Genomic DNA, 13,018 nt, shown 5'->3' on the forward strand with positions numbered 1-13,018 from the left:
GCCCCCATCCTGCCGTCGTCTGTTACCGGTGGCTTGGAAGTTTTGGCAGGAAGATCGTCAGGAGGCCGAGCAACGGCATGTAGGAGCAGATTGTATAGACGAACTCGATACCGTTGCGATCGGCGAAGATGCCGAGCACGGCAGCGCCGATGCCGCCGAAACCGAAGGCAAAGCCGAAGAACATGCCGGCGATCAGGCCGACGCGGCCCGGCACCAGTTCCTGCGCAAAGACCACGATGGCCGAGAACGCCGAGGAGAAAATGAAGCCGATGAGGATGACGAGCGCAGCCGTCCAGAACAGGTTGGCATAGGGCAGCAGCAGCGCGAAGGGGATGACGCCGAGGATCGAGAACCAGATGACGAAGCGCGCGCCAAAACGGTCGCCGATCGGCCCGCCGAAGATCACGCCGGCAGCCGATGCGCCGAGGAACAGGAACAGGAGCATCTGCGCCTCCTGAACGCCGACGCCGAACTTCTCGATGGTGAAAAAGGTAAAATAGCTGGAAAGGCTGGAGAGATAGGCGTTCTTCGTTGCCGTCAGGATGACGAGAACGATCAGCGTCCAGATGACCTGATTGCGCGGCAGCGGCAAGGTGCGGCTGACGACTTTCCGGCCCGCCGAACTGCGGCGGTGACGGGTGTACCAGACGCTGACCCAGGACAGAACCATGAAACCGGTGAGCGCGATGACGGAGAACCAGCTGAGGCTTCCCTGTCCCTGCGGAATGACGATGAAGGCAGCCAGCAGCGGCCCGATCGCCGTGCCGGTATTGCCGCCGACCTGGAACAGCGACTGGGCAAGGCCGTGACGTCCGCCCGACGCGAGCCGCGCGACACGCGAGGCTTCGGGATGGAAGATGGCCGAACCGATGCCGATCAGGCACGCACCGATGACAAGCACATAGAAGTTGTGGGCGTTGGCGAGCGTAATCAGCCCGGCGCAGGTCGACAGCATCGCCGCCGGCAGCGAAAACGGCATCGGCCAGCGGTCGGTCACGACGCCGACGGCGGGCTGCAGCAGCGATGCGGTGACCTGGAACGCGAAGGTCAGAAGGCCGATCTGCACGAAGTCGAGCGCATAGTTCTCCTTCAGCAGCGGATAGAGCGAGGTCAGCAGCGATTGCATGATGTCGTTCAGCATGTGGCAGAAGCTGACGGCGACGATGACGGAAACGGCCGTCTTTTCCGGGCTGATGCCGCTGGTTGATGATATCGTCGTCATGCTGTCTTCCTCGCGTCCGGCTCTTGAATCTATCAGGATGCGCTGTGTCTACATCGCTTGTGCGTGGCCTGCTTTTGTGCTCTGGTCGCATTCTTTCGAGAGTGGGCCAAATGCGGACAATCGATCTCACCGTACCGGACAGCCAGGGCGACAACGAGCATTTTGCCAGCCTCTCCTGGATCGAAAGCACCGAGGAACCGGTCCCGGCGCTCGGCCGTGTCTATCCCGCTGGCTTCCGGGGGCTGCCCCATAGCCATACGAAGACACAGCTCTGGTGCGCCCGCCGTGGTGTGGTGCTGGTCAGCACCGCGGGGGGGCGCTGGATGATACCACCCGGTCACGGACTGCTCATTCCAGCCGGTCTCGAACATTACAGCGAAATGATCAGCGAAGTGCATATGCATTCCGTCTATGTCAGCCCGTCCGTCGTCGTCTCCGATATGCCGCGCGTGCTCGAGGTCACGGCGCTTGCCGCTAGTCTGATCGAGGAGCTGGTGCAATCGGATGAAAAGCCGCTGACCCCGCGCCGCAAGCGGCTGATCATGGAGCTGCTGCTTGACGAAATCGGTCAGTTGCCCGAGCGTCCGCTTGGCCTGCCGTTTCCGGGCGACGCGCGGCTTGGCCGCCTCTGCAGGCATTTCCTGAAATCGCCCGATGCCAATGCCGGCATTGATGACTGGGCCCGCGATCTCGGCATGAGCCGCCGTTCCTTTACCCGGCTGTTCCGCGCCGAGACAGGCGTCAGTTTCGTCACCTGGCGCCAGCAGGCCTGCATCTTCGCGTCGCTGCCGCGTCTGGCCGGGGGCGAGCCGGTCACCAATGTGGCGCTCGATGCCGGTTATGAGAACATCGCCGCCTTCACCACGATGTTCCGGCGGATGCTGGGGAGTTCACCCAGCACCTATCTGAAGTCGCGAACGGCCTGACTCCGATTTCGCTGCGTATTGCCCGAGCCGCGCGCCAATTCGGGTGTGATTGGTCAGGGGAACAGCGCTTCTTCTGCGGCCGGGTGGTGAGCCGATTTATCTATTCCATTGAAAAACATCATTTATTCTGTCGAGTAACGACCGCCTATGGAAAAGAATGGTTGAAGTTTTCTGGTTAACGGGATGGTAGTGAGGGCAGGCCTATAAGGCCCGGAACGAACCGTTTTTGTATGTCTGGAGTTCCGACGTGTTCAGCCGATCCGTATTTGCCCTTTCCGCAGGGCTGTTTTTTGCCGCTTCCGTTTCCGCCAACGCGCAGGAGGGCCAGCATTTCTGGTCCGGTGACTGGTATCTGAAGGTCGGCGCGACCGGCTTTATCGGGCCGAAATACGATGGCGCGTCCGATCGCCTTTTCCAGGCGGCGCCGCTGATTTCGCTTGGCCGGGCCGGCAGCACGGTGCGGTTTTCGTCACGCAACGACAATCCCGCCTTTGCCTTCGTCGACAAGGGCGCATTTCGCGCCGGTGTCGTCGGCAAGCTGATCTTCGACCGCGACGAGGATACCTCGTCCGACCTCAAGGGGCTCGATCCCGTCCGCTTCGGTGGTGAGCTCGGCGGCTTTGCCGAGGTTTATCCGACCGACTGGCTGCGCATCCGTGCCGAGTTGCGCCAGGGTATCCGCAGCCATCACGGCCTGGTAGCCGATGTCGCGGCGGATGGGTTCGTCGATGTCAGCAGCAATGTCCGCGTCTCAGCAGGCCCCCGCCTGTCGGCCGCCACGAGCGATTATTTCGATGCCTATTACGGCGTCAGTTCATCGGAGGCGGCAAAGTCCGGCTATTCGAAATATACCCCGTCCGGCGGCCTGAACACCATCGGCGCCGGTGCGGCCATCACCTGGCAGGCCACCGAAAAACTCGAAACCAGCGCCTATGCCGAATACAAGCGACTGATGGGCCCGGCGGCGGATTCGAGCCTCGTCAACGAAGGCGGCAGCCGCAACCAGTTCCTGGTCGGCCTTTCCGCCCTTTATCGTTTCGATTTCACGCTGGAATAGGCGCCGGCTTCACAGTGCGGCGGTCTGTCGGCTTGACCCGGGATGGCTTGCGCGGCAAACAAATGGCATGAACACACGTCCAGCCGATTCCGGGCGCGTCCACGATGCGCCGTCCAACAACTGGGTTTACCGCGTGCTGCCAAGGCCGCTCTGGCCCTATGCGCAGCTTGCCCGCTGGGACAGGCCGATCGGCTGGCAATTGCTGATGTGGCCCTGTTTCTGGTCGGCCGCGCTGGCGGCCAATGCGGCAGCCGCACTCGGTACGTTTTCGCCCGGCCGTTTCGTCCTCCACCTGATCCTGTTTTTCACCGGCGCGGTCGCGATGCGCGGGGCCGGCTGCACCTACAATGACATCGTCGATCACGATATCGACATGGAAGTGGCGCGCACCCGCTCACGGCCTCTGCCGTCCGGTCGCGTCAGCCGGTTGCAGGCCAAGGTTTTCATGGTGCTGCAGGCGCTCGCCGGTCTGATCGTGCTGTTGCAGTTCAACGGGTTTTCGATTTTCCTCGGCGTCTTCTCGCTGGTCTTCGTTGCCGTCTATCCGTTCGCCAAGCGGTTTACCGACTGGCCGCAATTCTTCCTCGGCCTTGCCTTTTCCTGGGGGGCTATCATGGGGTGGTCGGCGGAGTTCGGAACGCTTGGGCTTGCACCGGCCGTGCTTTATCTCGCAGCCATCGCCTGGACGGTCGGCTATGATACGATCTATGCCTACCAGGACAGGGAGGATGACGAACTGATCGGCGTGCGCTCAACTGCACGGCGGTTCGGCGAACGTCCGCGTCCGTGGCTATTTGCCCTCTACGGACTGACGGTATTGCTGCTGTTCGTTGCGTTTGCGCTCGCTGGGGCCGGATTGCTGGCCTATATCGGCCTTTTGGTTGCGGCCGTGATGCTGTTTTACCAGATCCTCGTGCTGGATATTCACGATGCCGCTCAGTGCCTGGCCCTGTTCAAATTCAACAATGTTGTTGGACTGATCCTCTTTGCCGGTCTTTGCGCCGCGCTGCTGGTCCGGCTTGCATAAAAAAAGCCCTCCGGATGGCCGGAGGGCAGGGGTCCACCGCAGTAAAACCGTCACCGCGCCGCGCTTCAAAGCGCAAAGGCGCTGGGCTGTTGGCAGGTCACGCCCAGCTCAGTTCCTCGTCGCGGTTCTTCTTCGTCTTGGCAAAACGGGCGGAAAAGGCGGCAATCGCCATAAGGATGAATGTACGCATGAAATGTCTCCTTCTCGTGCCGGCAATGTGCAGGCCGCCTGTGGCGTCAAGAAGGCACTTCCAGAGTTTTCCAAGGGCTTGATAAGAGATTGAAAACAAAAACAAAAAACCGGCTGCAGGGACAGCCGGTCTTTCGCACTGGAGGAAGGCTTGGAGATTGTGTCGAAAATCAGTTCCGGGCGATGATTTCGCGGCCGTTGATCTTCATGTTGACACCGAGGCTGCCGGCCGTGCGGCGCATCAGGAAGCGCGGGCGGCGGTCGTTGAACAGCGAATGGCGGCGGCGCGGCTTGATATCGCGGGTACGGACTTCGCCGATATGGTCTTCCAGCGGGCGGGCGACGCCGTCGGCTTCGACCATCAGCATCGGGATCCGGTAGGCTTCCGACCATGTGCGCCAGTCGGCGGCAATGTCGGAAAGATCGTGGGCGACCAGAAGCGGGATGCAGAGATCCGGGTCGTCATGATGCAGTTCAAGCGTCACGGTCACTTCTCCGTCTCCATGGTCTATGGCGCGGGCCGCAATACCTTTGAAAGCGCGTGCCGGCAGTGCGATCGACAGCGGCAAGCCGCTTGATGGCAGAACCTTGCGCAGCACCGCGCCGCGCTCGTCCAGGCTTATGGTGACATTGCTGGACTGTCCGTGCAAGGTATAGCTTGCCTGCTGGGGGAAGCGTTTCGGATCCATTCGCAGCGTGGTTTCAACCCAAGCCGGTTGGGAAAGTGTTTTCAGCATTTCAATCGCCCTTGTTTTCCTTGAGAGCCGGTTTCCGGTCTTCTCGTCGGGACTTTTCGTCCTCTGTGAGCCAAGGATAGGTGGGCCGCGTTTGAGACCACTTAAAAATCGCAGTTAAAAAACTTTGCATTTCCTGATGGTTAGCAAAGGCCAACGCAGCAGGGTTTCCCAAATCTGAAGAAAATCGGCGGCATTTTTCCGGCCTCCCGATCCTGCGCCGCCGGGGCAAGGAAAAGCCACGCACAAGGATGACCGGCGATGGTGCCTAGGATCATGGCCGCTTTGCGCGGCATTGCGTCCGTGCGGACGCCATAGCGTCGGCAATTTCAGGCGATCGGCAGAGCGGCAATGGTTTCCACATACATCGACTACAATCTCCTCACGCGCGACATGAAGACCAGTCTTCAACGCACGTCGCAACAGACGCTGGTCGCCCGCGAAACCGAATATTATAAGGCCAATATCGGCAATGTCACTTCGATCGATGAGTTCCTCGACGACTACCGGCTCTATGCCTATGCGATGAAGGCCCATGGCCTGGAAGACATGACTTACGCCAAGGCCTTCATGCGCAAGGTCATGGAAAGCGATCTCAGCGACGACAGCAGCTACGCCAATATGCTGACGGATGAGCGCTACCGCAATTTCGCGATGGCGTTCAGTTTTTCCCAGTCGACCGAGGTGGTTCAAAGTGATGCACAGGAAGACGCGCTGATCGGCCTGTATAACCAGACCGTCTCCAACACCGATTCAAAGATGGCCGAGGAGACGCGCTACTACGACACAATGATGGACACGATTACCAACGTGGATCAACTCCTGCAGAACGACAGGTTACGATCCTATACGTTCCGGGTGTTCGGCGTTGACGAGAGATATTACAATTACGAGCAGGTGCGCGGGGCGCTGGTCAGCGATCTCGACGATCCGAACAGCTACTACAACATAAACTTTGCACCGGCCCTGGCGGAAGCGCAGGCGACCAACGCGTCATCTGCCGATGCGCTCTCCGCCCTGTCGAGCCGGGTCCAGTCGCAGACGCGCATCATCAAGATTGACGCACTTCTGGCGCTGCCCGAGACATCGAATGAAGACAAGGTGACGTTGCAGGCCGAAAAGGACACCCTGCAGGCAAACATTGCCACGATCGACGCCGCGTTTCCGGAAATGACCAGCAATATCGATGCCTATGCCGGCGTCGTGGCCGAAATCAGCGATCTGCGGACGCAGATGGCCGAGCCCGATCTCACCGACACAGAACGTGCCGCATTGCAGGCGCAGATCGACCAGCGTCAGGCCTCGCTCGCCACCATGAAAGGCGTGACCTTCTACGCCACAGATTTGCAGACCAAGCAGGCGCAGAGTTCCGCCACGATTTCGCGGATCGCGGTCTTCAAGGATCTGGCCCTGATGTATGATTTCGCAGCGGATGGCTCAGTGCCCGCCGGCGGAACGGCACAGGCCGCAGACAGCCGGCAGGCAACCAAGGAAGTCTATGCCTACAAGGCTCCGCGCGCCACGACATCGGTCGCCCTGCTGCACAAGGCTTATTATGAGAACACGATCGCAACCGTCACCACGGTTGCGCAGATCAAGGGTGACAGCCGGCTCTATTCCTACATCCTTACAGCCTTCGGCCTGCCGTCCAGCACGACGGTGACGACGCTCGAAAGCATTCTGACCAGCGATCCGAACGACCCGGCGAGCTTCGTCAACACCAAGGGGGGCGAATTCAACGCGGCCTACAAGGCGTTGCGGGCGGCGTTCAATTTCCAGACGGACGGGACGCTGTCGGCCGGCGATACGGCGCAAACCGCAGCGCAGACCAAGCTGACCTCCGACAACTACATGGTGCGCTACAACGACGCCGACGAAGCTGCCGACGAGAGCCTGATCAAGTCCTACAAAAGCCTGATGAGCGTCGTTTCCAATGTCGACGACCTGCTGTCCGACACCAAGATCATGAAGCTGGCGCTCACCGCTGTCGGCCTCGAAAACGAGGACGACACCGCGCGCAAGTTGAGAAAGGTGCTGACAAGCGATCTCACCGATCCGGCAAGCTATGTCTATACGCTGAAGGACGACCGCTACGTTCAGCTGGCAAAAGCCTTCAATTTCAACGCCGACGGGTCGGCCGGCGTGCCGATGCTGGCGCAGGCCGAATCCGAGATTCTCAACACCGCCAAATCCTATGTCATCGAAAAAAGCCGGTTTGCCAGCGAGGATGAAAAGACCAAGGCAACCGCGGAAGCGAAATATTACAGCGGTGAGATCGAGAAGATCAAAACGCTTGACCAGCTTCTGTCCAACCGCCGCCTGGTCGATTTCATGCTCGTTGCCGCCGGTCTCGATCCGGAAAAGGTGACGACCGACTACGTCCGCAAGATGTTCGCTTCCGATTTCAACGATCCGAACAGCTTCATCAACAAAGAGCCGGACACGACGATCTACAAGGAGCTCGTCTCCTCCTACAATTTTGACAGCGAGGGCAATCTGGCACGCCCGGGACTTGGTATCCAGACCAAGCGCGGGCTGTTGGAGACCGAAGATCTCTATCTGAACCAGACCCTCGAGCAGCAAAAGGGTGAGGACAATGCCGGTGTCCGTCTGGCGCTCTACTTCCGGCGCCAGGCGACAGGGATCAACACCGCTTATGATCTTTTGGCCGACAGCGCCCTGCTGCAGGTTATCCAGACGACGTTCAGTATCCCCGAGGAGATGTCGAGCGCCGATGTCGATGTGCAATATGCCTATATCAACCGCGTCCTGGACGTGGAGGACCTACAGGATCCGGACAAGCTGGAAAAGCTGCTTCTCCGCTTCACCGCGCTCTATGATGTCGAGAATAATGTCGACGTGTCCGGCGCCCAGATGATCCTGTCGGGCGGTGGCGGCGGCATCAGCGCGGATACGCTGTTCAGCCTGTCGCAACTGCGCCTGGGTGGCTTCTGATTCTGGCTTCAGGCCTTGAGCACCTTGCCGGGGTTCATGATGCCGGCGGGGTCGAAGGCATGCTTGATCCGCTGCATCAGGCCGATCTCGATCGGCGAGCGGACTTCGGCCAGTTCGTCGCGCTTCAACTGACCGATGCCGTGCTCGGCCGAGATCGAGCCATTGTATTTCAGGACGATGCCGTGGACGATCGCATTCATCTCGCGCCAGCGGCCGATGAACTGATCCTTGTCGGCGCCGACCGGCTGCGAGATGTTATAGTGAATGTTGCCGTCACCCATATGGCCGAACGCGCAGATGCGGGCGCCGGGAATGGCTTTCATCACCGCCGCATCGGCCTCCGCCATGAAGGCCGGAATGCTGGAGACCGGCACGGACACATCATGCTTGATCGACCCGCCCTCCGGTTTCTGGGCCGGCGACATGCTTTCGCGCATGTGCCAGAGGCTCTTGCGCTGCGCTTCGCTCGCGGCCACGACGGCATTTTCGACGAGGCCGCTGGAGATTTCCGTTTCGAGCAGCGCCTGCATCATCCGCTCGGCACTTTCGGCCGAATCCGAGGTCGAGATGTCGATCAGCGCATACCAGGCATGAACCGTCTCCATTGGATCGCGCACACCGGGAATATGTCTTGCGGTAAACTCGACGCCCAGGCGCGGCATCAGCTCAAAGCCGGTCAGCGCCGGGCCGCAGAGGCTCGAGGCCTTGTCGAACAGGGCCAGTGCATCCGAAACGCTTTTCAGACCGGCAAAGGCGACCTGATGGCCGCGCGGCTGCGGAAACAGTTTTAGCACCGCGCCGGTGATAATGCCGAGCGTGCCCTCGGCGCCGATAAACAGGTCGCGCAGGTCGTAGCCGGTATTGTCCTTCTTCAGCCGCCGCAGCCCGTCCCAGACCTCGCCGGTCGGCAATACAACTTCGAGGCCGAGGCAGAGCTGCCGCATGTTGCCATAGGCAAGCACCGCGGTGCCGCCGGCATTGGTGGACAGGTTGCCGCCGATCTGGCAGGAGCCTTCCGAGCCGAGCGACAGCGGAAACAGCCGGCCATGCGCCTCCGCCGCCTTCTGGATATCGGCAAGAATGCAGCCGGCATCGGCAACGATGACATTGCCGACGGGATCGATATCGCGGATGCGGTTCAGCCGCTGGAGCGACAGCACGATATCATCAGCCCCGGTGCGCGGAATCTGTCCTGCCACATGGCCTGTATTGCCGCCTTGCGGCACGATCGCGACACCGGTTTCGCTGGCAAGCTTGAGGATTTCAGACACTTCCGCGACGCTGCCGGGTCTGAGCACCAGTGGCGCGTTGCCCTTGTAGAGGCCGCGGGATTCGATGAGATAAGGCGCAATGCCGGCCTGATCCGTCAGCGCATTTGCCGCGCCGACGATGGCGGTGAAGCGGGCGATGAGATCGGCGGAGGGCAGGGCGTTGGTCATAGGGTCATTCCCGTGGCGCAGCGGCGCGTTCGATCCGGTCGACGATCGCCTCGCCAAGACCCTCGTTCGGGATCGGTCCGAAAGCGATGGTTTTGGCGCCGGAAGCATCGGCCTGTTTCATATAGGCGAACAGATTGGCGGCGGCCTCGCGCAGGTTTGCCGAAGGGCTGAGGTCGAGCACCGCTTTGGCATTCTCCTCGCCCGGCAGCGATTTGCCGCCAAACCGGATCACGGCTTCTCCCGGTTTGACATCCGCCGCATTCAGCCGCACCGCAGCACCCGGCGCATAATGCGAAGCGAGCATGCCCGGCGCTTCGATTGCAGCTCCGGCCGTTTCAGGCCGCAAAACCGTCTTGCCGGTCAACCGCTCGATATCCGCCACATCCAGGCCGCCTGGACGCAGCAACCGGATTTCATCGCCGTCCACCTTGATGATGGTCGATTCCAGTCCGATTTCGGCAGCGCCCGCATCGAGGATCAATCTCAGCTTGTTGCCGAGATCGGCTTCGACATGGGCGGCACTGGTCGGGCTGATCTTGCCCGAGGTATTGGCGCTCGGTGCTGCCAGCGGCCTGCCGAAGCGGGCGATGACCTGCCGCGAAAATCCTTCCGGCATGCGGATGCCCAGCGTATCGAGGCCGGCGGATGCCAGTGGATGCACGCCGCTCTCCGGCTTGATCGGGAGGATCAGCGTTAGCGGCCCCGGCCAGAAGGCTTCGGCCAGTTGCCGCGACAGGGGATCGAAGGTGACATGCGCCTCGGCCATGGCAAAATCGGCGACATGGCAGATCAGCGGGTTGAAACGGGGACGGCCCTTCATTTCATAGATACGGCTGATCGCGTCCGCATTGGTGGCATCGGCGGCCAGCCCATAGACGGTCTCCGTCGGGATCGCCACCGGCAGGCCTTCGTAAAGCGTCTCGCAGGCAATCGCCAAAGCGCGCTCCGGCTCGGTCCGTGTGTCTATAATCAGCGCCATCAAGCTTCCAAACGTCAATGCGCCCTCTCGAAAAGGCAGGCAGGCGCTCCGGCGTTTCCTTTATAGGGCCAGGCAGGAGATTGCCAAGCGCATTCGAAAGGTCCATTCGAACGCTGGGGTCAATTGTTCCTATTCGCTACAGCCGGTTAAGGTTTCTTAAAATGCGACAGTTCCGGTTAGCGGCGATGAAAGTTGCCCATGCTAGGTGTCCGGTCCTGCACACAGCCGGAGCCCTCATGGCCAACAAGAAATCCATGCCGAACGACCTTGCCCTGCGGATCGCCACCGCCATGCACCAGATGGGCATCGATGCCATCCCCCGGAATTACGAGCTCGTCTACGAAGCCTATGCCGGTGCCAATCCGGACCTGGTGCGCGATTTCATCGCGCTCGGTAAATACAAGTCGCAATCGGCGCTCGACGAACTTGGCCGCAAATATTTGCCGCATCATCACGAAGCAAGCGTTCTGGCACGATCGACGACGATCGTGCGCGACGAGATGAGCAATTTCATGAACCTTTTGTCGCGTGAAAAAGACCAGCTCGATGATTACGGGCGGCTGATCAGCGAGGCGACGAAAGCGCTGGTGGTCTCCGACGACGCGAACCAGACGGCACTGCAAAACTCCATTCAGGCGTTGAAGCGCGCCACCGAGCGGCAGGTCTCGCACAATGCCGAAATGGAGCAGAGCGTCACCGCGCAGTCCACCGTTATCGCCGGTGTCCAGAAAGAGCTTGCCGACTTTGAAGCAAAGAAATTTTCGGACGCTGTAACGGGGCTTGCCAATCGCCGCGCCTTCAACAAGACACTGGCCAAGGTCTATGCCGATCCCGATCTGCCGCTTGTCTGCGGTGTCGCCATTGCCGAGCCCGACACCAGCCGCCGCCTGTCGGGAGAACAGGCCGCCGCCTTGGTGGAGCCGCTGGCCCGGCATATCGGCGGTATTATCCAACAGGCTTTCCCGTCAACCGAGCTGGTCGCCCGTTTCGACGGCACCCGTTTCGGCTTTCTGGTCAGCGCAGGCGAGGAGCGGGAGGTGGTGCGGCTCGTGGCACTTCTGCGCTCGGCTTTGCGCGGCACGCATTTCAAACATCCAAAGACCGGACGCGACCTCGGCTGCGTGACGCTTTCGGTGGGCGTGTGCATGTCGGATCATGCCGGCAACGCGTTTGATCTCGTCAATACGGCGGAAAAGGCACTCGCCAGGGCGCAGGGCAAGGGCGGAGACCAGACGGTCGTTCATGGGTCCGAAAGCGAGCACCCGCCCGGGCGTGACTGGCTGATCTACAAGCAATGATCACAGGGCGCTAATGATCTTGCGAAGCTCTTCGTTGCGGGCGCCGAGCAAAAGCACGTTCTTCAGCGCTTCCTTGGGGTCGCGGGTGCGAAACAAAAGGCCGTTGTCGTGCACTGCACGATTGACGGTCAGCTTGCCCGCTTCTGCGTCCAGCTCTGTCGCCACCGCGAAATACATCCGCGAGTAGCCGAGCTTGATTTTCTCGAAAAAGTGCTGGTCGTCGCCGATGTCGGAGAAGAAGTTGGCGATGTAGAACGACCACCGGACGTCCTCGAACTTGGCGAATTTCGTCCGGGCAGCCGTTACGTGGCAGTAGCCGAGATGCGGACTGCCGGCCAGCGTGCGGTGAAACAGCAGTTTGGGGAAACGGATCGAACGATGGAACCCGTTGATCCGGTCATGCGTGACGGTACCGGCCGCTTCGAGTTTCTTGCCGGTGCGGGCCGCCACTTCCTGATGGGTCAGATAGCGCTTTTCAGCGGCGCTCCATTCCTGCTGGCGCCGGTTGATCCGCCCGGTGCGCAGGAATTCCGTATGGATCGCAGTCTTCTGCGAAGGAGCCGGCTCTTTGACCGCGGCGGCATCGTAATATCTCAAGTTTGACATCGGCCCGTACCAGGATGCGGCGGAATGCGGACAAGGCATGCCGGCGCGTAATCGCATATGAGACGAAGCTACAGTGTTATGGTTAATGCAATCTTGCCAGGCATCAACCATTTGCAATGGTGCGAGGTTTGTGGGAGCCGCCACAAAATGTCGCAAAGAGGCCGCGGTTCAGCCGATTGCCAGGGCGCTGGGCAGAAAACAGGCCTTTTGCTCCAGTTTCAGCAGAACATATTGTTTATGCTTATAAAATAGCCAGATTGGTTGCTGTCCTTCGCAATATTTGCCGTGTCGTCATTCTGGAATCGGATGTCGCTAATCGGCAGCTATTTGGCCGGGACACAAGGTTAGATGAAAACACTCAAGGTGCCGCCTTTATAGGGAGGGCGGAGAATTGGGAAGCCGGTCGAAATCCGGCGCTGCCCCCGCAACGGTGGTGGAGCGAAACCTCGGCAAAAGGCCACTGGAGAAATCCGGGAAGGCGCCGCGATGGTCCGCAAGGACAGCTCCAGAGCCCGGAAACCAGCCTTGTGGCGAAATTGATATCTGGGTGCGGCGGGCAGCCGGAAGAGAACCACTATATCCACGC

Annotated in this window: 10 protein-coding genes and 1 riboswitch; of the genes, 5 read left to right on the forward strand and 5 right to left on the reverse strand. The window is 60.4% G+C overall.

What is annotated here, in order from left to right:
• Positions 1 to 22 precede the first annotated feature (22 nt).
• A complete protein-coding gene (locus AC1D17_RS08820) occupies positions 23 to 1,222 on the reverse strand; it encodes an MFS transporter (protein ID WP_477565028.1) in 1,200 nt (399 codons plus the stop codon).
• A 110-nt stretch (positions 1,223 to 1,332) separates the two neighbouring features.
• On the opposite strand from AC1D17_RS08820, the gene AC1D17_RS08825 reads away from it, so the two are divergent.
• The 3 genes from AC1D17_RS08825 to ubiA all read left to right on the forward strand — a co-directional run bounded on the left by AC1D17_RS08825 (position 1,333) and on the right by ubiA (position 4,232).
• Complete coding sequence (locus tag AC1D17_RS08825) at positions 1,333 to 2,148, forward strand: AraC family transcriptional regulator (RefSeq protein ID WP_477565029.1); 816 nt, start codon at positions 1,333 to 1,335, stop codon at positions 2,146 to 2,148.
• Between the two features lie 247 nt (positions 2,149 to 2,395).
• Complete coding sequence (locus tag AC1D17_RS08830; protein ID WP_477565030.1) at positions 2,396 to 3,205, forward strand: MipA/OmpV family protein; 810 nt, start codon at positions 2,396 to 2,398, stop codon at positions 3,203 to 3,205.
• 67 nt (positions 3,206 to 3,272) lie between these two features.
• Positions 3,273 to 4,232: a 4-hydroxybenzoate octaprenyltransferase gene (gene ubiA / locus AC1D17_RS08835; RefSeq protein WP_477565031.1), complete on the forward strand. Its 960-nt coding sequence runs from the start codon at positions 3,273 to 3,275 to the stop codon at positions 4,230 to 4,232.
• A gap of 359 nt (positions 4,233 to 4,591) precedes the next feature.
• On the opposite strand, the gene AC1D17_RS08840 is transcribed toward ubiA, so the two are convergent.
• Entirely contained in the window at positions 4,592 to 5,158 is a 567-nt protein-coding gene (locus tag AC1D17_RS08840; RefSeq protein WP_477565032.1) for a DUF6101 family protein, read from the reverse strand.
• A 348-nt stretch (positions 5,159 to 5,506) separates the two neighbouring features.
• Between AC1D17_RS08840 and AC1D17_RS08845 the strand changes: the two genes are divergently transcribed.
• The gene (locus AC1D17_RS08845) at positions 5,507 to 8,110 is read left to right on the forward strand and encodes a DUF1217 domain-containing protein (RefSeq protein ID WP_477565033.1); all 2,604 of its coding nucleotides are present in this window, start codon (positions 5,507 to 5,509) and stop codon (positions 8,108 to 8,110) included.
• Between the two features lie 8 nt (positions 8,111 to 8,118).
• Here AC1D17_RS08845 and AC1D17_RS08850 read toward each other — a convergent pair whose 3' ends face one another.
• On the reverse strand, positions 8,119 to 9,549 hold the full coding sequence (locus tag AC1D17_RS08850; protein WP_477565034.1) for an FAD-binding oxidoreductase: 1,431 nt from the start codon (positions 9,547 to 9,549) through the stop codon (positions 8,119 to 8,121).
• A gap of 4 nt (positions 9,550 to 9,553) precedes the next feature.
• Positions 9,554 to 10,528, reverse strand: coding sequence for an L-threonylcarbamoyladenylate synthase (locus AC1D17_RS08855; RefSeq protein ID WP_477565035.1), 975 nt, complete (start codon positions 10,526 to 10,528; stop codon positions 9,554 to 9,556).
• A gap of 236 nt (positions 10,529 to 10,764) precedes the next feature.
• Here AC1D17_RS08855 and AC1D17_RS08860 point away from each other — a divergent pair, with 236 nt between their 5' ends.
• Positions 10,765 to 11,826, forward strand: a complete 1,062-nt coding sequence (locus AC1D17_RS08860; RefSeq protein ID WP_477565036.1) for a diguanylate cyclase domain-containing protein — start codon at positions 10,765 to 10,767, stop codon at positions 11,824 to 11,826.
• Here the strand turns inward: AC1D17_RS08860 and AC1D17_RS08865 are convergent, their stop codons facing one another.
• Positions 11,827 to 12,432, reverse strand: coding sequence for a DUF6656 family protein (locus tag AC1D17_RS08865; RefSeq protein WP_477565037.1), 606 nt, complete (start codon positions 12,430 to 12,432; stop codon positions 11,827 to 11,829). It abuts the gene before it with no gap.
• A gap of 344 nt (positions 12,433 to 12,776) precedes the next feature.
• Positions 12,777 to 12,974, forward strand: a riboswitch (cobalamin riboswitch).
• Positions 12,975 to 13,018: the final 44 nt, after the last annotated feature.

This window comes from Pararhizobium sp. P1_E7 (genome assembly GCF_056405855.1).